Here is a 20,150-nt window from a genome sequence, read left to right as displayed (position 1 = left end):
CGTGTAATCATCGAGTTAGTACTTGACCAATGCCTTGAGCCACCGCTTGCTCATAAATCCTGGCTGCTATAGCGAGATCCACAACACCAAGGCCAATGGTGCTAACCATAATTCGTTCTGAATCCGACTCCCGCCCGACTATGGCTCCTAGCAGCCTCTGTCCGAGCGTGCCATGAAGGCAAGATGAGCGCCATCGCCCTTCCTGCTCCATGAGCGCTAACGTCTGCACTCCTCTTTGGCGGATCTGCTGCCAATCGTCGACAAAGATTTTGTCAAACCGCTGTACCGCCTCGAAAGTAATCTCATGCCGACCTACCTGGACATACAATACTCCCCGCTTCAGCCATTCGGCCTGTACGATAGGTTCGTTCGTAGAGGTTGCCGTCACCACGATGTCCGATTCCATGACCGCTTCTTGGGCTCCCTCAGTGACGATAATCTCCGTCTTCACTTGATCCTTCCACCGTGTAGCCAGCTCCACAGCCTTATCCCTACTGCGATTGTAGAGGCGGATTTGCTTCAGCTTCGGCAAAGCTTGTGAAAGCAGCTGCAGGTGCTTAGCTCCCTGTGCTCCGGTTCCAATAATCCCGAGCACTTGTGCATCCGGTCGCGCCAGCTCCTGCACGGCTACAGCCGTTACCGCAGCTGAGCGGATAGATGTTATGAGCGTGCCGTCCATTATCGCGGCTGGATAACTAGATTGAGGCGATTGGATCACGATAATAGCCGTAATATCCGGTTGATCCGCCGTATGCGGATGTCCCACGCTAACCCATTTAAAGCCTGCATAGGGGACGTTCCCACCTAGATAGGCTGGCATGGCTACATAATGTGGAAGAGAACCTGATGAGGGCCCTGTTTGCTTATCGAACGAATGTGACAGCGTCATTTTTGGAGGAAGTATGGTCTCCCCTTGACCATGGCACAATAAAGCTCTCCTCACATCCTCCAATGCTGCTCTCACATCATGGCCTCCGCAAGTGGCAACATCGGACTCATTGAGAAAAAGCATGGTCTTATTCCCAAACAACGACTCAACCCCCGTCGATTGATTTTATTATTGAGAACCATTATCATAAGTTTATGTTATAGCTTTTCCCAATTTATGATAATGATAATCACTATCATGTATGGGCTTCGACTATTTTTATCATCGAAGCCCCATGCCCTTCATTAATATATCGATGAATCTTCCCAATCCTAAGGCAAAAAGCCGCTTCGTTCTCTCAAGCGAGAGAATAAAGCGGCTTTAACTATTTGGCCAATTTATCATGCTGCAAGCGGTAGCTCAGTCTTACCTTTTACTTAATCGCGCGGGCTTAACTTTTCTATAAGTATTTCTAATTGGAGAACAAATCCTTAGCGGTTTGAATAAACAGCTTAACGGCTAAAGAAGATTCCTCTATCGAAGGAACGGCCAAAGAAATTTCCCTATAAGGCTGCGGCTCCAAAGATCGGATTCGAACATTAGGCGGCAAGGTCGACAAGGACAATGATACATTGGACATAATAGCCATACCCAAGCCTTCCTGAATCATATTTAAAGCGGTGTTGACATTATGAACGACAAATTTGGCTTGAAGCCGGGCGCCTCCTCGTTCGAACAGCTCATAAATCGGGGTTTCATATCCGCCCTTGCAAATAATCATCGGTTCGTTATCCAGATGCTTGACATGAATGCTGGAGAGGCTTTGCAAAGGGTGGTCCTCCCTCAGAAACAAAAACATGTTTTCTTTGAGCAGGGGAATGGCTTCAAACTCATGATTCGGCGGAATGATCCACCCTACATCAATTGTCCTTGCCACTAACCATTCCTTGATCTCGTCGATGCTTCCTTCGTGAAGCTCAAATCGAACACGCGGGTATTTCTCTCCAATGACACGAAAGATTTTGGGCAAAAAATGAGCCGAAGCCGCCGGAAAAGAGCCGATTCGGATCAATCCGACCTCAAAACCTTTCTCGGCCGCTACCTCTTGGTCGACCTTATCAAAGCCTTTCAAAATATCGCGAAAAAGAACAAGAATTCGCTTACCAACCTCTGTCAGGACAATTCCTTTGCGCCGATCCCTAATTAGGAGAGTAACGCCTAGCTCGGCCTCCAGTGTAGAAATAGCACGGCTTACCGCTGGCTGTGTCATATTCATTTCCTGGCCCGCTCTTGTGAAGCTTCCGGTATCAGCAATTTTGACTAATAGTTTGAGTTGGGAATGGGTCATAACGTATTTGATATACCCCTTATGATTATCATTCATTTTATTTATCAGCGAAACCATTGTATCATGGGAAAAGATGAAACAACAAGGAGTGATCTACATGCCGCAGCTTTCACGTACTCGAGCTGCCGTTTATTTGGCGTTTCTCGTCATCATATGGGGGATTAACTGGCCCTTGTCCAAATATGCGCTGCAATACACACCGCCATTGCTGTTTGCTGGCTTGCGAACTTTGATCGGGGGTGTCATTCTAGTTGTCATTTCACTGCCGCGATTTAAAAAGCTGCAATGGAAGCAAACCTGGCCTATTTACCTGATATCCTCTGTCCTGAACATCATTCTTTATTACGGTCTTCAAACCGTCGGGCTGAACTATTTGCCCGCAGGGCTATTCTCTGCTTTAGTGTTTTTCCAGCCTGTGCTGCTCGGTCTCGGGTCGTGGTTGTGGCTTGGTGAATCCATGTTCGGCTTGAAAATGACGGGCTTGGTTCTAGGATTCCTTGGGGTGGCGGCCATCAGCAGTGGAGGCTTTGCCGGTCCCATCTCTTCTGTAGGGATTTGGCTCGCTATCGGGAGTGCCATTAGCTGGGCCTTAGGTACGCTGTATATGAAGAAAACAACGGGACAGGTGGATGCCATCTGGGTCGTCGCCCTTCAGATTTTTATCGGCGGTATCGTGTTAACGAGCACAGGCAGCGTCTTTGAAAACTGGTCCGATATTCATTGGAACCCATCATTTGTTGCATGCCTTTTGTTTATTTCCATTTTCGTTATTGCACTCGGTTGGCTCGCTTTCTTCAAGCTTGTCGGCTCAGGGGAGGCCAGCAAGGTAGGATCGTTTACTTTCCTCATTCCGCTTATCTCTATTATTTGCAGCGTGCTCTTTTTAGGCGAAAAGATTACCATTACACTGGTTGCCGGACTCATTCTTATTCTACTTAGCATCGTGCTGGTGAACTCCAAACCTAAAGCTTTGTGCAGCAAGAAGAACCTTAAGACGGCTTAGGCTTAGGTGCTTGGTCTCTTCCTTCTCTCTTCTTTCTAGCAAAAAGCCGCTTTTTTGGCGGCTTTTGATTTTGGTGAGAAGTCTTTATTCTATAAAAAATGTAATGGTTGGTAGGTGGCATATCCCCTGGAGGAGCGATAGTGCCCGCCTTTGTTATCGGGAAATCACCGCTGCAAAGCGCTTAAATTAAAATTTCCCGATAACAACAGCGGCCGGAAGGGGATATGCCACCGGGAAACCAGTATATTTTTCTACTTACAAAGGGTTCTCACCAACTAAAAAGGCCGCTTCTCAGCGGCTTTTTTCTATTCCTCTTCGTCAAATACGCACTCCGCAGGCTTCAACACCTTCGTCTTGTACTTCCATTTGTATCCGAGCCAGATGACCAGAAACAATGGAATCCCAATGTACGAAGCGAACATATACGCCCAATCGATTTTACCATCCGAGAACGCACCCATCGCTTGCCCGATAATGACGATCACACAGAGCACCCCAGCCAATACAGGCCCGAATGGAAACCATTTAGCACGATACGGCAGATCCTTCAACGATTTACCCTGAGCTACATAGGCTCGACGGAAGCCGTAATGACTTATGGCAATACCCAGCCATGCAATAAACCCGGACATTCCGGACGCATTCAACAGCCAAACATACACCAAACCATCTCCATAAAACGAAGACAAGAAAGCGAACATACCAAGCACCGCTGTTGCCAATAGAGCAAATACGGGTACTCCCCGGCTTGTCAGTTTCTTCAGAAAGCGAGGCGCCTTACCTTCCTGCGCCAGCACCCACAGCATACGGGTCGAAGCATACATCCCTGAGTTACCGGCCGATAATACCGATGTCAATATGACAGCATTCATGACCGAGGCGGCCATGCTCAAGCCCGCTTTTTCAAATACGATCGTAAAAGGGCTCATCGTAATGTTGTCACTGGACAAAGCTTCATTCGTGTACGGAATAATTAAGCCGATGACGAGAATCGCCAACAAGTAGAACAATAAAATACGCCAAAACACAGTACGGATGGCACGCGGCACATTTTCCCTCGGGTTCTCACTCTCACCTGCCGCAACACCGACAAGTTCCGTACCTTGAAATGAGAAACCAGCCGCCATGAACACACTTAATGCAGCTAGGAAGCCTCCGTGAAAAGGCGCGTCTCCTATCTTCCAATTTTGGAAGCCTACCGACTGTTGAGACCAGATGCCTGCGATCATCAGAAGACCGATAGCGATAAATACAATAACGGTTATGACTTTAATAAGCGCGAACCAAAATTCCGTCTCTCCGTACCCTTTGACCGAAAGCAGATTAAGCATTGTCATTAGAGCAAGAAATAAGGCACTCCATAAGAAAGAAGAGCTATTGGGAAACCAAAATTTCATAATTAGCGTAGCAGCCGTCAATTCCGCGGCGATAGTGATCGCCCAGTTGTACCAATAATTCCAACCAAGCGCGAAGCCGAAGGCAGGATCAACGAATCTCGTTGCATATGTACTGAATGTCCCGGATAGCGGCATGTATGTTGCCATTTCCCCCAAACTCGTCACGAGAAAATAGACCATTATACCAATGGTCAAATAAGCAAATAGAGCGCCCCCCGGTCCTGCAGTATGGATGGCTCCTCCGCTTGCCAGAAACAGGCCGGTCCCGATGGACCCGCCTAGCGAGATCATGGCCATGTGGCGGGCTTTCAGCCCTCTTTGCAGCTTTTCTTCCTTCAAAAAAGAACACTCCCTTGTCGTCACCGTTCCCGATAAGACTCTATCTTGCCTAATATAGAATAGTAGTGCTGGAGTTAAAGATCAATTGAAAAATTTTACAATTGCATTAAAATTCAACGCTTGCGCTGCAAAATTCTTCTATATTTTACCGCCCCACACTGCTTTCGATACGTTAGCCTGCAGATTTTATGTGGCAGACTTATTTCAAATGATATTACACTGCCCAACTAACAAGGGGAAAGAGAGTCTAAGAAAAAGAAAAATATTACATAGTAGGTAACCTCATTCTGGTGAAAGAAGCGATCCGTATCAAGGAACGGGAATGCTGAGCTAGGCTATGACAGGGATATGCTTCCATGTTTCTAGAAAGAAAAAATGAATGGAATGGAGGCTACATTGTAAAAATCCCCGGCAGCGAATCCGCTTCCGGGGAACCTTCTCTTGCAGTCTTCATTTAAGCTGCACAACCAGCACCTCGCCAGTCGCCATGGAGTTTAACCCTTCGTACCCTTTGTTTCTTAGATGGCGGCATAGGTCATCCGTCGATGCTTTCCCAGCGTGCACCAGCACTGTCTGCTTCGCAGGCACAGCATCCAGCATCGCCTTAACGTCAGGCAAGCCTTGATGTACTTTGTACCTGACCAAATGAATCCGACTGCCGTCCTCTCCCGGTTCTTCTCCGTTCAGCAGCCGCTGACCGAGGCTTCCCTTGGCCAAATGACCTGTCAGCACGACTCTATAACCGCCGTTCAGGCGAAGCTGGTTATAGTACCATCGGCATTTGGCTGATTGCATCATGCCGTCATTCGTGAACACGATGACACCCACCCCAGCACTATCGGCGAGTGCCTGCTCCCGCTCCGATTCACAATCCACTACAATCAGGCGCTCATCCGATAGGCAGTCCATTATGTGCTGTGCCGCATTTTCCTTCAACCATTCCGGCCAATCCAGCATTTGTCCGAGTACGTCCATAATCTCTCGTTCAACAACGATCCTTGCATGCGGGAATGTATCAAGTGCCCATAATAGCAGCTCCTGACCTCTCCCATAGGTTGGTACTGGAAGCAGTACCGTCTCCTGCTGCTGCAATACGGACCCCACGACCTCTTTCAACTGTGCAAGCTTATGCTCCTGAGAGTCTTCATCCATTCCATAAGCCGCTTCCACAATGGATAATTCTAGGCATTCCGCCGCATGGATGCTGCCGTACTCCTGCAGCCCTCTTAGGTTAGCCTCACCGCAATTGGGTATGCTTGGAATTTCCGCTGCAAGCAAGGCTGATTCAGACGTATAATCGCCCGAGAAGAAAGCCAAGCTCCCTTCCATATTAAGCAGCAGCCAAATAGAGCCTGGCAGATGCCCGCTTCTTCCCCAGCAGACGCTCAGCTTGTCCGACAGCGCCAGCCATTCACCGGCTGGAACCACTTCTTCTATAAATGCGTAGTGGATTGCGTCGATATGCCGCCCCTCGTAAGGCAGCTCAGCACCTTGATCCGTCACATAGCGCCTCCAGGCCTCGAAATAAGAGGGAAGCTGACGAACGGTTGCCCGTGTTGTCCATACCTTACCCCCATAGCCCATCTTATACAGCAGCGGCAGGGCCATAGAATGGTCTTCATGGGCATGGGAAAGAAACACCGCATCCAATTCGGATACGGCCCGCTCATCCAGCAGAGGGTACTCCCCTGTTCCTTCCTTCTTCACCCCGCAATCCAGCAAAACGCGGGTTTGACGGTGTTCCACGAGGTAGCAGGAGCGGCCATGCTCCCCCGCACCGCCCCATACAGTTACTTGCATTATTTCACACTCCACTTTTTGTTTGCGCTTATCGTATTAACGGCAAGGAGCATGACTGTCGTCAGACCGACGGAGACAACCGCCATCGCCATCCCGAGAGACACCTTGCCTTGCTCGAATTGAGAAAAAATATACGTTGCCGACGTTTCCATCGAAGGGGGCAGAATCATAAGAGACGCGACCAGCTCACGGACCGAGATCGTGAAGGTCATCATCCAGCCCGCCAGCATCCCCGGAATGATGAGGGGCAGCAGAATTCGGCGGAAAATGTACGTTGAGCTTCCTCCAAACACCCGTCCAGCCTGGAACAGCGATGGATCGAGCTGAGCGAAATTGGCTTTGACATATTGCACCGTGTAAGGGAGAAAAAACACAACGTACGTCAATACGACCATGCCATATGTGTTGTACAGCGGAATCGGATTCCACGGTGCATTCCACAGCAGGATCAAGCCTACCACAATGACAATGCCCGGCACTGTATTGGGCAGCAGGCTGAACAAGTCAGTTAGTTTCTGCGGCCATGATCTGGCCCGACCGATCATCAAAGCGAAATACGTTCCAAGGATGACCGAGATCGTCGCTGCAACCAAGGATAGGCTGATACTGTTCATCAGTGCCTGCATGCTTTTGGAGCCCCATGTAAGGAGTTCCACGTAATGTTGAAGTGTCAGGTTGGTCCAAGCCAGTCCGACTCCGCGCAGCTTCATCAAGGATGCTGCGATGATCGAAAAATAGGGGATGCCGATGGAAACCACAAGCAGTCCCACAACATAGAGCCAGGCAAGGCTGCGCATCCAGCCGCTCATCCGGTACAGCTTCCCGCGGGAGCCCTTGCCTCCGACCAGCGAATAGGTAAACCGCTGGCTGACTATGGACTGCATATACCAGATCAGCAAGCAGGTGGTTAACAGTATGGAAGCCAGCGACGTCGCTTTGCCGAAGTCAATCGGCCAACTGGAAATGTACTTATGGATTTCCGACGTCAGCACGTAAAAGCCGATTTTGCGGCCAAAGGTAGCCGGGGTACCGAATTCGGCAATCGTTTTGACGAAAATAAGCAGCGCCCCCATCGCATAGCTGGACAGCAAGAGCGGCAGCACGACGCGGCGAAAGCTGTACAGAAAGCCGCCCCCATGCACACTGGCCGCTTCCTCCTTGCTGCCGCCGATCTGTACGAGCGCATTGCGCAGGATCAAGTACAGGAACGGGAACAAATGAAGGCTCATGATGGCAATCATCCCGAATGAGCTAAAAAACACCGGCGTCACCGCTGCGGCTGAAGGAAGCAGCTGCTCCAGATAACCATTCGTCTGCATAAATAGAATCCAGCCCATTGAGCCGATATACGGCGGAGTCATGAAGGGAATCAGCAGGACAATATCGAGCCACGTATGGCGTTTTAAGTCAGTTCTAGATAATATCCATGCCAACGGCAGAGCTAACACCGTTGTGCCTACGATGACGCACAATCCGAGCCAGATAGAATTCCAGAACACCTCGCCTAGCTCATTGGCCAGAATCGTTCGAATCGGAGCCATCCAATCCCATTGTTCACCGGAATGAATGCTTGTCAAAAAGATGAAAAAAAGCGGGACGACCACCAGCAGCGCTAGAAGCAGCAGCGCCAGTGTCATCCCCAGTTTTTTGAAAGAACCTGTGTTTGTGCTGTACATAGCTGCCTCTTATTTAAATAACTGCGTGAATTTTTTCGTTACGGCTTCTCCGTTGGTGTCCATCCAATTCCAGTCCACTTTCATTTGTGGAATTTGCTCCACACCCGGACGGTCTTTGGCTGGAACGTCTTTACGGCCAGGCAGCAGATACGTTTCAGCTACCATTTTTTGCGCTTCGTCCGACAGCAAATAATCGATAAACGCTTTGGCATTGTCTACGTTTTTGCTGGATTTAATAATTGCAGCTGGACGCGGGCTAATCACAGTACCGCTCGCAGGATAAATCATGTCGACAGGCTCGCCCTTGGCCTTAGCTTGATAAGTCATGTAATCAACACCAGCAGCCACGATGCTTTTGGAGCCTGTAATCACCGGATCAAGCGCTTCTTGGTTAGCTCCTGCCATCGCTACACCGTTTTTCTTATATTGATCAAGCAAATCCCAACCTGAATCGCCCTTCATGCTCAAATATCCAGTAACGAAATCAAGCGCTGAGCCGGACAATGCAGGGTCTGGAATGTTTATTTTGCCCTTCCACTCTTCCTTCGTTAAATCCGTCCATTCCTTTGGCGGGGTTTTGACGAGCTTTGTATTGTAGCCGATACCAAGCGCCGAAGCGCTGTAGCCGAAGAAGTTGCCTTCCTTATCAGACCATTCAGGAATCAATTTATCCACATTCTTTGCTTCCTTATACTCCAAAGTGAGGCCGCTTTTCTTCAAGCCCTGGGCGGATGGCAGTGATGCCAGAACAACTACGTCGACAACCGGATTGGCCTTCTCGGCTTCCATACGGGATAAAATTTTGCCGTTTGTCCCTTGGAACATTTCAATTTTCACGCCGGTTTTTGCTTCATAGCCCTTTTGAATGCTTTCAGCCAGTTCCTTAGGACCCGCGCTGTAAACGACCAACTTGCCGCTCAGCTTCTTCTCTTCTTTCTTTTCCTCGTTCTTAGCAGGCTGCTGCGCCGGCTGTTCAGCTTTCGGTGCCGCTCCATTCGTCGCTGCCGTCTGCTGTGAGGTGCCGCAACCGGCAACTCCGAATCCGACCATAGCCGTCAGTAAAAGAAGTGCTCCATTCTTCAATCCGGTTCTCATTTTCATTGTTATAAGCCTCCCCAATTGGTTACGAAATGGTATGAATGTGCCGCTTCGATACATAAACCTCGGTCCGCAGCCCGACCGGCAATCGTACTTGATGATAGGCTGTCCATAATCCCATAGCCCCCATATCCAGCTGTACCTCATAGCGGTCACCATGATAGCTGACGCTGCGGATCGTACCCGAATAGTTCTCTTGCTCCGGATCATCCGTTCCACCCTCGGATTGCTGCCAGTGAATATGCTCGGGTCGAACCATCCGTTTGTCCTTCTCCAGCCAGTTCGATTTCCCGATAAATTGCGCGACGAAAGGATGCTCCGGCTGATTGTATATTTGCTCCGGCTGGCCGCTTTGAAGAATGCGGCCTTCCTTCATAACAACGATCTCGTCGGACATCGACATCGCCTCCGTCTGATCATGCGTAACATACAGCGCAGTCAGTCCGATGTCCCGTACGAGGCTGATGAGCTCAAGCCTCATCTCGTCTCGCAGCATCGCATCGAGCGCACTAAGAGGCTCGTCGAACAAGACAAGCTGCGGCCGAGTAACAACCGCTCTTGCAAAGGCAACCCGCTGCTGCTGTCCACCGGACAGCTGGTGCGGATACCGTTCCTCCATACCGCTCAAACGGACGGTATCGATAGCTTGCTGTACGTGATGCTTCAAGTCCTTCGTGTTTCCCTTTGCCCTCAGCCCGAAGGCCACATTCTCAAACACCGTCATATGCGGCCACAGGGCGAAATCCTGAAACACCATCCCGAAATTTCTGCGATGCGCGGGCTTATCTACCTTCCGGTTGCTGGAGAACAAGCACTCCTCGCCTACGAGCAGCTCTCCGCGATCTGGTGTCTCCAAACCTGCGATCATGCGCAGCAGCGTCGTTTTGCCGCAGCCTGATGGCCCTAACAGTGTCGTAAAGCTTCCTTTTCGAATTCGCAGATCTGTCGGCTGAAGAGCCTGTACCTGATCGAACGATTTTTGCAAGCCTTGAATGATGACATCCATGCAATTCCCTTCCCATCTGCCAATCTAACCTCAGTGTACAGGTCTAAATGCAAGGAAGTATTATCTCTACGTAAAGCCTTTGTTAAATTTATCAATGGGATCTATTCAATTCCATAGATTTTCTCTATACTGGTTCCGTACCTATTTTCTAACCAGAGGGATGTGCAAGATGAACCTGCTGAAGCTGCAAATTGTCGAATTGTTGGAGAAACATAAGAAAATCACACCTGTTGCCGACGCGCTCGGCTTGAAGCAGCCCACAGTCACCTTTCATATGAAAAGTCTAGAGCAAGATCTTGGCGTTCAGCTGTTCGAATCCCGATTAGGTAAAATTTTATTGACCGAAGCCGGTCAATCGCTCTACCACTACTCGGTCAAAATCAATTCACTGGCTCAGGAAGCGGAGCGCGTCGTCAAGGAGTATGACCAGTTAGGCAGAGGTTCGTTGAGAATCGGGGCAAGCTATGTACCCGGTACGTATATTCTTCCGCGCATTCTGAGCGGCTTTGCCAAAGCTTATCCAAGAATCAGCCTAACGCTGATGGTGAAGACCGCACCGGTCATCAAGGAGATGCTGTTGAACCATGAGATTGATCTTGGAATCCTATCCTGCGAGCCATTCCAAGCGCCTTACCTTGCTGCGCAAACGTTATGCGAGGATGAATTAGTGCTGATCGCTTCACCGCAGCATCCATTAGCAGAAATGCCGGAGCTCCTTCCCGAGCATCTTGAGAACGTCCCCTTCCTGCTGCATAGCCCGGAGTCGAGCACGAGACAGCTGACTACGAAATGGGCTGACACCAATCAAATAGAGCTGAATGCACATATGGAGCTGGATTCGCTGGAAGCGATCAAGCAGACGGTCATGCTCGGTGAGGGCGTCTCCTTCGTCTCCCAGCTAGCGGTTCGCAAAGAAGTGGAGCGCGGCGAGCTGGTAAGCCGTCCTATCCCTCAGAATAGCTATAAACGGTATGTCTATTACGCATATAATGTCGATCGGCGGCAGTCCGCCGTTCTGGATCAGTTCATGGAGCATCTGTACCGATCTGCCTCTATGTGATCTGATCCCGGCCAGCTGTCCAATTTCATTTTGTAATAACGACAAAAAGCGCCTTCCCAGTCATCCCCTCATAACAGCCTTTTTTTGCTGATGAGGAGCCTAGGAAGGCGCTATAAAGATATACAAATGGAAACTGTTATCCTGCAGAAAGCCGTTCGGAATCCAAAAGCTCCTTTGTCCCTTGTGACACAGCCGCGGCCTTGTTCATCCGGTGGAACTCGGAGACATTGTCGAGAAACTTTTGCATCGTAGCCCCCAGTAACGAATCACGGCGGCGAATGAATACGGTCGTAATCCGGCTGAACTGCTCCGGAAGTGTGAAGCAGCGAAGTCCGCCAGCCGCTTCCAAATGCGTAATAGTCGACTTCGGTACTAGGGAGATGCCAAGACCCGAGCTAACCATAGCCAAGATGGTTTCAAGCGTCCCGAATTCCATAATTTTGGCCGGCGCAACGCCATGCTGCCCAAGCCATTGTACGAGCCTTGCCCGATACCCGCAGCCTGCCCGGAATACAAGCAGAGGCTTATCTAGACATTGCTCGAGGGAAGCAAAAGCCTCGTCCTTTTTGGCAATAAGAACAAGATCTTCTTCAATCAAATAATCCTGCTCCATCTCTGCATGGTGAATCGGCCCCGTAACGAACGCCCCATCCAGCTGATACTGAAGCACTTCGTTCATCAAATGCTCTGTAACTCCCGTTACCAGTGACAAATCGACGCGAGGATACTCCCTGCAATACGTGGATAAGAGTGCCGGCAGGCTGGATACAGTTTCCACAGTGCCAATAAGCAGAGGACCAGAAGGATCCTCCGGATCATGAAAAGCCTGCCTCATATCGGCCATCAACTTCAAAATTTTTTGCGTATATTCGAGCAGCTTCCGTCCGTCCGCATTCAGCGCCACGCCTTTTCGATGCCTGCTGAATAACGTCGTTCCGAGCTCATGCTCCAGCTGTTGGATTCTCGCAGTTACATTGGACTGTACGTAGCTCAGCTCTTTAGCCGCTTTGCTGACACTTCCCAGCTCAGCAACCGTTTGAAATATTTTCAAATCGTTGATATCCACTTCCTGACCGACTCCTCTCTTCTCCCTTTATAATATCAATAATAATGATGTTTATTATCATTTTCAATCATTTTACATGATATGTTTTTGGGAATAAGATAGAAATCGTGTGAATCGTACATTTGCAGGAAGAAAGTAGGAAGTTGACGATGAGAAAAGACCACATCATTAAAGGCGTATTGATGTGCTTGTTGGCAAGCGTTGCCTGGGGCGCGATGTTTCCGGTAGCGGAAAGTGCATTTACATACCTGGATCCTTTTTATTTTTCTGTTATTCGCTATTCCGCCGTTTCCCTTATCCTGGTGGTACTTCTTTGGATCAAAGAGGGCAGAAAGGCGCTGAGCCTCGGAGGCCGCGGCAAATCACTATGGATGTTCGGAACCATGGCTTTCACCGTATATAATCTGCTCGTATTTTGGGGGCAAAATCAATTAGGAACGTCCGGCGTCATCTTGGCCTCCGTCATGGAAGCTCTTATGCCTATTCTTTCTGTTATTCTTCTCTGGATCGTCAAGCAGCGCAAACCGGAGCCGCCAACTATCATTTGTATTACCGTAGCGTTGATCGGCTGCTTCATGGTTATTACCAAGGGCGACATGAGTGTTTTCGTTCAAGGGAGCTTGTTCCCGGTACTGCTCGTGCTGCTTGGCGTCATCGGCTGGGTCGTCTATACGATCGGCGGCAGCCAGTTCAAGGATTGGTCCGTTCTTCGCTATTCTACGCTAACCTGCGTCTTGGGTACCGCAACATCCGCAGCTATCGTCTTGTTCTTAACGGCACTTGGCATTCTGCATGCACCAACGTTCCATATGGTCTACTCCGCTGGCTTCGAGCTTAGCTTCATGATCCTGATCGCTGGTCTCTTCGCACTCATCAGCTGGAACACGGGCATTAAGCTGCTCACTCCGGTAAACGGCATTTTATTTATTAACTTTGTACCTGTTACAACGTTCATTATTACTGTACTTCAAGGACACTCGATGACCGTTTATGATATCGGCGGCACCCTGCTTATCATTGCCGCCCTCGTGAGCAACAACCTATACCAGCGCCGGCGCGGCAGTCTGGCTGCAGCTGGGGCTGCACATTAGAACTTATTAAAAGCTGTCCTCGAGAGCGGAATACCGCTTAGGGGCGGCTTTTTTCATTAATAAAGCTAGAAATCATCCATTGTTCAAAGCCTTCCAAGTAGCCCATTCTTCAACTCACCACTGCTCAGTAACCGAGAAAAATCCCTCTTTGCAGCTCTAGGCAAGACATCGTCCTCTTGTACGACAAAAAAGCTGCCTCCCGCTCCAGACGGAAGACAGCTTTTGTAATGCAGCTATTTATTCGAATTTACATATCGGAATCATGCCTTATTTGGAACTATTGTATCGATCGTAGACGGTTTGATAAATTTTCATCATTTTATCCAGCCCCATATCGTTGAGCTTTTTCAAATACTCATCCCACTCTTTATCGATACCGCCGGACATCATCCATTTCGCAGTCATTTTGCCTACATAGCCATCGATATCGGTCAAATAGCGAGAAATCTGATCGCTTTCTTCTGCGGTAAAGTAAGCTTTCGGGAAACCGTTATTGACGAGGAACGGAGCATATACGCTGTCCACATCCACTTTACTGCGTTTGCCGCTTGGCGTAACGACCTTCATATCGTTTACTTTATTTGTTAAGGACCATACTGAGTACGCAGTAGGAGGAACCTTCTTGAACTCTTCCTCATTGGCGCCGGCAGGAAGCGTAATTTCGTCGTACTTGCCGTCTGGACGTTCCTTCAGGCTATCTCCGCCGATGACGCCGCTGCTGAATTGCAGCGAGATTTTCGGGTCAAACGAATAGTCGATCCATCGAATAGTCGCTTCCGGATTTTTGTTCACATTGGTGATCGAGAAGGAGCCTCTAAGCAGAATACCTGCTGGATAATCGGCCCATGCCGCTTTCTGTCCGTTCGGCCCTTTTAAAGGTGGCACCGATACGTAATCCTGGTTGCTCGGGTTCCAGTCCATAGCGACGCCTACGATTCCTTTGCTCGTCTTGGCATTGAATACCTTTGCGTCTTGAGTAAAGCTCTCTTGGTCAGCCAAGCCTTCGGCGAACAGCTTGTTGATGTATTGAATGGCTTCCTTGTACTGCGGCTGAACCGCGGTGTAAGTAACCTTATTGTTATCGACGGACAAATGGTTATGTCCGACTTTATGGATATCGCGGTCAATGACCCCGAATGCTCCGAAGAGCGAGTTGATGTCCGTATTGCTGCCGTTGTTTTGAACAAATGACAATGGAATTTGATCCTTCTTATTGTTGCCTCCCAGATCGTTCTCCTTGAACGCCTTCAATGTTTTGTACAGCTCATCGGTTGTTGTAGGCATCGGAAGCTTCAGCTCGTCCAGCCATTTTTTATTGATGAACATCGTCGATTTCGTTCTCGCATACGTTTCGTTAACGGTTGGAAGCGAGTAAATATGGCCATCCGGTGCCGTCAATTGCTTCTTATAGGTCGGATTTTCTTCAAGCAGCTTTTTGATGTTCGGGGCATACTTGTCGATCAGCCCTTCGAGTGGAATAAGCACTCCCTGTGAGCCGTATTTAACGATATCTGTATCTTCGCTTAAAATTCCATGTCCATAAAAAGCGTCAGGCAGCTCTCCGCCGGCGAAGAGCAGGTTTTTCTTATCCGCCCAGCTGCTTCCAGGAGTCAAGTTCCAGTTGATGTGAATGTTGGTTTTTGCTTCGATATCCTGGAACAGCTTGTAATCATTCAAGTCTTTACCTGAAGGCGGCTTAAAGCCGGCAAAGTTCAAGTTCAGCTTTTCCTTCGCAATCGGGAAGTCCGTTGCATTAATGTTGCTCGGCAGCTCGCCGCTCTTCTTGTCGTTTCCTCCCGCGGCGCTCTTGTCCCCTCCGCAGCCCGTCAAACCAAGTGCAATCGAAAGCGTTAATGCCGTTGTGGCAACTGGCCATTTCTTCTTATTCATTGACATAGTCCCCCTTATTCTTTGTTTCTTGCTTCTATTCATTAGCGGTTGGCTACATTACCCTTTGAGTGAGCCCACCAGAGCGCCCTTCACGAAAAACCGCTGAAGGAAAGGATACAGCACAAGTACAGGCAAGCTCGATACGATAATGATTGCGTATTTCATGAGCTCCATCCGCTTCTGCTGCTCCTGCGAGCCATCCTGGAGATTTTGCAAATCAGAGCCCTCGTTCATAATCAGAATGTTTCTTAGTATCACCTGAAGCGGCTGCATAGCGTTGCTCTTCAAATAAATAAGTGCCTGGAAATAGGAGTTCCAATGCCCTACCGCGTAGAACAGCACCATGACTGCCACAATCGGGAGCGCCAAAGGAATCGCTATTTTCACAAAAAACTTCATATTCGTGCAGCCGTCGATCATTGCCGATTCCAGTACCTCACCCGGAATGTTGGATTGGAAAAACGTCCGCGTAATGATCACGTTAAATACGGATACCGCGTTCGGAATGACCATTGCCCACACCGTATTAAGCATCCCAAGATCTTTAATTAACAGGTAGCTCGGAATCAGCCCGCCGCCGAAGAACATCGTAAACACGAGCAGGAACATGAACACATTTCTACCGACCAGATCGGTTCTGGAAAGCGCGTAGCCAGCAGAGACCGTCAGCACGACATTGATAGCCGTTCCTAATACAGTATACAGCAGAGAGTTTCGAAACCCGAGCCAGATGGAAGGTTCAGAGAGCACCTTTTTATAACCATCCAAAGTCAAATGGTCGGGGAAAAACAACAGCTTGCCTGAGTAAATCAAATCGGGATCGGTAACTGAGGCCATAATCACGAAATACAGCGGATAGATGACCAGAATCAGTAAAATCGTGATCAGTGAGTAATTCACCAAGTCGAAGGTGAGATCGCCTTTTGTTTTTGCCAGCTTCATCATGTCACTCCTTTACCATAGGCTCGTCTGCTTAAGCGATTTGGCGATTTTGTTGACCGAAATTAACAAAATGAAATTAATGACGGTATTAAACAGTCCGATAGCCGAGGCGTAGCTGTACTGCGCTTGCACGAGACCTGCCTTGTACACATAAGTCTGAATCGTCTCGGAAGCATCGACATTCAGCTGATTTTGCATCAAATACACCTTTTCAAACCCGACGCTCATCATATGCCCCATATTCATAATCAGCATAATAATGACCGTTGGCATGATCGAGGGGATGTCAATGTGGAGAACGCGCTGCAGTTTGGTTGCTCCATCGACCACCGCTGCCTCATGCAAGTCAGGATTAACCGCCGTCAGCGCGGCCAAATAAATGATGGTTCCCCAACCTACGCTTTGCCATACGCCAGAAAAGACGAATACGGATTTGAACCAGGCCGCTTCCCCCATAAAGAAGATCGGTTTGACTCCGAATAATCCGATAAAGGAGTTCACTGCACCTGTTTTCGGAGAAAGCAGTAAGTAAACAATCCCTACGACAACGACAGTCGAAATGAAATGCGGTGCGTAAGTAACCGTTTGCACGAATTTCTTAAAGCGTTCACTAGTCAGCTGATTGATCATCAACGCCAATATAATCGGGGCCGGAAAAGCAACCAGCAGCTCAAATACGCTGATCCCGATCGTATTCCTGATAACTGTACCGAATTGGTAGGATTCGAAGAATCGGGTAAAGTTGTCAAAGCCTACCCATGGACTTCCACTATAGCCTTTGATGGGATTGAAGTTTTGAAACGCGATCTGCAATCCGTACATCGGAACGTAATGAAAAATAATAAAGTAAGCAAGAGTCGGAAGCAGCAGCAGATATAAATCATAGTTAATTAAGATACTTCGAATGGTCTTAGCGAATTGAGATTTGGATGTGTTTCCTTGACCCTTTAATAGACCGGTTTGGACCGTATCCGTTTGTTGCGCCATATTTGTCGTTCACCTCCATGTTGTCATTGCCTTGCATGTAATCGCTTTTATACTCTTAATTTAACACCGCTGCGATCCCCCCTGTATATAAGTGAGATCGGCTTATGGACTATGCGAATATTGATGTGGTGCGGTTTTGAGGCATGAATCAGTCAAAATTAACCTGCTCATATGCCGATTTTGCAGCATAATGACAAATAAACCCCGCCACAGGCGAAGGGACACCGCTAAAGCGGCTTGCTTCGAATGCAGAGGGTTTTTTCAAATTGGGATAGCTTCGATTTACGCGCGCTGCTGCTTGCGATATTCGCCAGGGGTTACTCCAACCGATTGCTTAAACTTACGGATAAAGCTGGAGACATCATAGTACCCCACCTGCAAAACAATTTCCTTCACAGATCGGTCATCCGTTCGAAGGAGCAGCTTGGCCTGATCGATTCGTATTTCGTTCAAATAATCCATCACGGTTCGGCCGGTCTGTTCCTTAAAGTAACGGCTTAAATAAGATAAAGACAAGGAGAAATGATCGGCGATCTTTTGGACGGAAAAGTCAGGTTCACTGTAATGCTTCAAAATATATTGTGTAATTTGCTCGATCAGAGCCGAAGAGGAAGCAGGCTTGCGTTCCTTGAGAGATTCGCATAGCGTTGCGCACGCGGTAGTGAACAAATCCGCTATTTCATCGAGCGTCGTGAAATCGGTCAACGCCATAACATCGGGAAAGCTTCCATTGGAGCTGCCCGGCTGCTTCTTCTCGACTAAGGCTATGAATTTGCGGATCATATCGTAACAGAGTTCGCGCGCGATAAACAACGTCATTCCGCTCTGCTTCATGCGTACAGCAATTTGCTGAACCTCCTCCGAGATCCGGTCAGGGTTGCCATGCTGCAGCACAATATCCAGATCATCGAGCACACGTCTCGGATTAAACATATCCTCATGATCATGAGCCATCAGTTCGTCAAAGAAAATCGTCCGCTGACTGCCGCGAATCAGCTTGTAATCAATGGCAGTCGAAGCTTCCAGGTAAGACCGACCGACCTGCGTCAGCTCCGCGTACACATTCCCGACGCCCATCGTGATAGGCGCTTCAAACACTGTGCTTAGATACTCATGCAATTGCCCAAGCCATGACTTCCATTCCTCTACGGAGCCTTCTACAGACATAATAAACATCGTCCGCTTTTCCTCCAGGCTGTCCTTACAATATCCTAAATAGGCTTCCTCGAATTTCGCGGATATTTCCGAAATCAGCTTCTCTTTGAAAGGAATAAGAGATGAGGGGTATTCCAGAATCAGCACCGCGATGAGCGGGTTCGGAAAAACGATATCAACCTCTGTGCCCCGATCATTGACCTCTTGTAGCGTTTTCATTTCGCCTTTCAGCAAGCTGCCCAGCAAGTGCTCCTTGACAGCGGAACGGTTCTCTTCCAGCTTGCGTCCGAGCATCCGGTTCGAATCAGCCATATCGTGAATAGCGCTGCCTATCGCTTCAATTTCATTCGCTCTGCGAATGGAATGACCGCGAACCGCTTCGACGAGGGCCGCCAGCCGCTTGACGGGCTTGTAATTAAACAGCATGACAAGATAGACCAGCAGGGAGCCGGCAATGAAAATAATGAGTAGACTATTAATCCATTGGAAAATGACCCGATTGACCGGCGCCATCACGAACGATTGAGGCTGCATCGTCACGTACAGCAGGCCGCTTTTGGCCGATTTTTGATACGTTACGACATATTGTTTATGCATAATCTCGAGAGTAGCACTGCCTCTTTCATCAGTAAGCTGCTTGTAAAATGCCGTATCCTTCAAGTAATCCTCTTGCTTGTAGGCAGATAACACCTGGCCTTTCGAATCGAATACGATGGCGTTGCCCTTCGGCAGCGTCAATTCCGCATTCAAGCCTTTCAACAGCATGTCCTCCTTCATCATGAACATGACGGTGCCATATGGGCGCTGACTGTTGACTGGGATCGGAACCAGATAAGTAATAAGTCGTTGGTACGGGAGCCCATCAATCTTTACATCCTCGGCAGGGCGTAAGAACGGCTTGGTCAGGCTGTTCAAATCTTGAGAGAACTGCTCTGGGCTCCAATCGGAATAATGATAAAAATCCGTCACGAAATCTTTCGCTTTATATACGCTCAACGAGGAGTATAAATAATCCGATCCTCGAATATGCAGCAGGATCTCCCGGATGCTGTCATCTACGACTCGGCTCTCCAGCATTTTCTTCCCTTCATACATACTGAGCGGATCGTGAGTAAAGACGTAAGGGGACAACTCTGGTGTTTGCGTAATTTGTCCCGCTATTTTGTTCATTTGAATCAGCTTTTGATCCACTTCATCCTGCAGCTTGTCGAGCAAAGCCTGATTATTTCTCTCTACCTCATTGCCCACAATATCGGCTAAACGCAAATACCCCGTCGTCCCCAAAAAAAGCAGCGGCAGCAAGAGCAATACTATGTAGGACAAAAGATATCGATAAAAGACCGGTAGCCGGTTAATCGCTGATTTCATCCCATCATCCCCTCTGCATTGTTCTTGATGAAAGTCCGGTGCATAACGGATCGCTG

At 48.7% G+C, this 20,150-nt stretch carries 15 protein-coding genes; 3 read left to right on the top strand and 12 right to left on the bottom strand.

From position 1 onward, the window contains the following. Positions 1–7: 7 nt before the first annotated feature. A complete protein-coding gene (locus QMA13_RS01960) occupies positions 8–964 on the bottom strand; it encodes an ornithine cyclodeaminase family protein (protein ID WP_282939181.1) in 957 nt (318 codons plus the stop codon). A gap of 376 nt (positions 965–1,340) precedes the next feature. After that, on the bottom strand, positions 1,341–2,216 hold the full coding sequence (locus tag QMA13_RS01955) for a LysR family transcriptional regulator (protein WP_282943211.1): 876 nt from the start codon (positions 2,214–2,216) through the stop codon (positions 1,341–1,343). 97 nt (positions 2,217–2,313) lie between these two features. Between QMA13_RS01955 and QMA13_RS01950 the strand changes: the two genes are divergently transcribed. Beyond that, positions 2,314–3,219: a DMT family transporter gene (locus QMA13_RS01950; protein WP_282943210.1), complete on the top strand. Its 906-nt coding sequence runs from the start codon at positions 2,314–2,316 to the stop codon at positions 3,217–3,219. 305 nt (positions 3,220–3,524) lie between these two features. On the opposite strand, the gene QMA13_RS01945 is transcribed toward QMA13_RS01950, so the two are convergent. The 5 genes from QMA13_RS01945 to QMA13_RS01925 all read right to left on the bottom strand — a co-directional run bounded on the left by QMA13_RS01945 (position 3,525) and on the right by QMA13_RS01925 (position 10,535). Continuing rightward, on the bottom strand, positions 3,525–4,913 hold the full coding sequence (locus QMA13_RS01945) for an amino acid permease (protein ID WP_282943209.1): 1,389 nt from the start codon (positions 4,911–4,913) through the stop codon (positions 3,525–3,527). A 492-nt stretch (positions 4,914–5,405) separates the two neighbouring features. Then, complete coding sequence (locus tag QMA13_RS01940; RefSeq protein ID WP_282939179.1) at positions 5,406–6,755, bottom strand: MBL fold metallo-hydrolase; 1,350 nt, start codon at positions 6,753–6,755, stop codon at positions 5,406–5,408. Next, positions 6,755–8,431 carry an ABC transporter permease gene (locus QMA13_RS01935; RefSeq protein WP_282939177.1) on the bottom strand — a complete coding sequence of 559 codons (1,677 nt, stop codon included), beginning with the start codon at positions 8,429–8,431 and terminating at the stop codon, positions 6,755–6,757. Before QMA13_RS01935 ends, QMA13_RS01940 begins: the two co-directional genes overlap by 1 nt. A gap of 9 nt (positions 8,432–8,440) precedes the next feature. Further along, the gene (locus QMA13_RS01930) at positions 8,441–9,532 is read right to left on the bottom strand and encodes an ABC transporter substrate-binding protein (protein WP_481858121.1); all 1,092 of its coding nucleotides are present in this window, start codon (positions 9,530–9,532) and stop codon (positions 8,441–8,443) included. A gap of 22 nt (positions 9,533–9,554) precedes the next feature. Further along, the gene (locus tag QMA13_RS01925; RefSeq protein ID WP_282939175.1) at positions 9,555–10,535 is read right to left on the bottom strand and encodes an ABC transporter ATP-binding protein; all 981 of its coding nucleotides are present in this window, start codon (positions 10,533–10,535) and stop codon (positions 9,555–9,557) included. 169 nt (positions 10,536–10,704) lie between these two features. On the opposite strand from QMA13_RS01925, the gene QMA13_RS01920 reads away from it, so the two are divergent. Then, positions 10,705–11,595 carry a LysR family transcriptional regulator gene (locus QMA13_RS01920; protein ID WP_282939173.1) on the top strand — a complete coding sequence of 297 codons (891 nt, stop codon included), beginning with the start codon at positions 10,705–10,707 and terminating at the stop codon, positions 11,593–11,595. Between the two features lie 136 nt (positions 11,596–11,731). On the opposite strand, the gene QMA13_RS01915 is transcribed toward QMA13_RS01920, so the two are convergent. Further along, positions 11,732–12,661 carry a LysR family transcriptional regulator gene (locus QMA13_RS01915; protein ID WP_282939172.1) on the bottom strand — a complete coding sequence of 310 codons (930 nt, stop codon included), beginning with the start codon at positions 12,659–12,661 and terminating at the stop codon, positions 11,732–11,734. Between the two features lie 149 nt (positions 12,662–12,810). On the opposite strand from QMA13_RS01915, the gene QMA13_RS01910 reads away from it, so the two are divergent. Continuing rightward, the gene (locus QMA13_RS01910; RefSeq protein WP_282939170.1) at positions 12,811–13,752 is read left to right on the top strand and encodes a DMT family transporter; all 942 of its coding nucleotides are present in this window, start codon (positions 12,811–12,813) and stop codon (positions 13,750–13,752) included. Between the two features lie 267 nt (positions 13,753–14,019). Here the strand turns inward: QMA13_RS01910 and QMA13_RS01905 are convergent, their stop codons facing one another. The 4 genes from QMA13_RS01905 to QMA13_RS01890 all read right to left on the bottom strand — a co-directional run bounded on the left by QMA13_RS01905 (position 14,020) and on the right by QMA13_RS01890 (position 20,094). Continuing rightward, positions 14,020–15,642 (bottom strand): type 2 periplasmic-binding domain-containing protein, encoded by a 1,623-nt coding sequence (locus tag QMA13_RS01905; RefSeq protein ID WP_282939168.1) that lies wholly within the window; start codon positions 15,640–15,642, stop codon positions 14,020–14,022. A gap of 57 nt (positions 15,643–15,699) precedes the next feature. Then, positions 15,700–16,587, bottom strand: coding sequence for a carbohydrate ABC transporter permease (locus QMA13_RS01900; RefSeq protein ID WP_282939166.1), 888 nt, complete (start codon positions 16,585–16,587; stop codon positions 15,700–15,702). 9 nt (positions 16,588–16,596) lie between these two features. Continuing rightward, the gene (locus tag QMA13_RS01895) at positions 16,597–17,571 is read right to left on the bottom strand and encodes an ABC transporter permease (protein ID WP_282939165.1); all 975 of its coding nucleotides are present in this window, start codon (positions 17,569–17,571) and stop codon (positions 16,597–16,599) included. Between the two features lie 282 nt (positions 17,572–17,853). Next, on the bottom strand, positions 17,854–20,094 hold the full coding sequence (locus QMA13_RS01890; RefSeq protein ID WP_282939163.1) for a helix-turn-helix domain-containing protein: 2,241 nt from the start codon (positions 20,092–20,094) through the stop codon (positions 17,854–17,856). Positions 20,095–20,150: the final 56 nt, after the last annotated feature.

It is taken from the genome of Paenibacillus sp. RC67 (assembly GCF_030020805.1).
Lineage (GTDB): Bacteria > Bacillota > Bacilli > Paenibacillales > NBRC-103111 > Paenibacillus_S.
The sequence above is the reverse complement of the archived record's forward strand: the minus strand, read 5'-3'. Positions and strand labels throughout refer to the sequence as shown.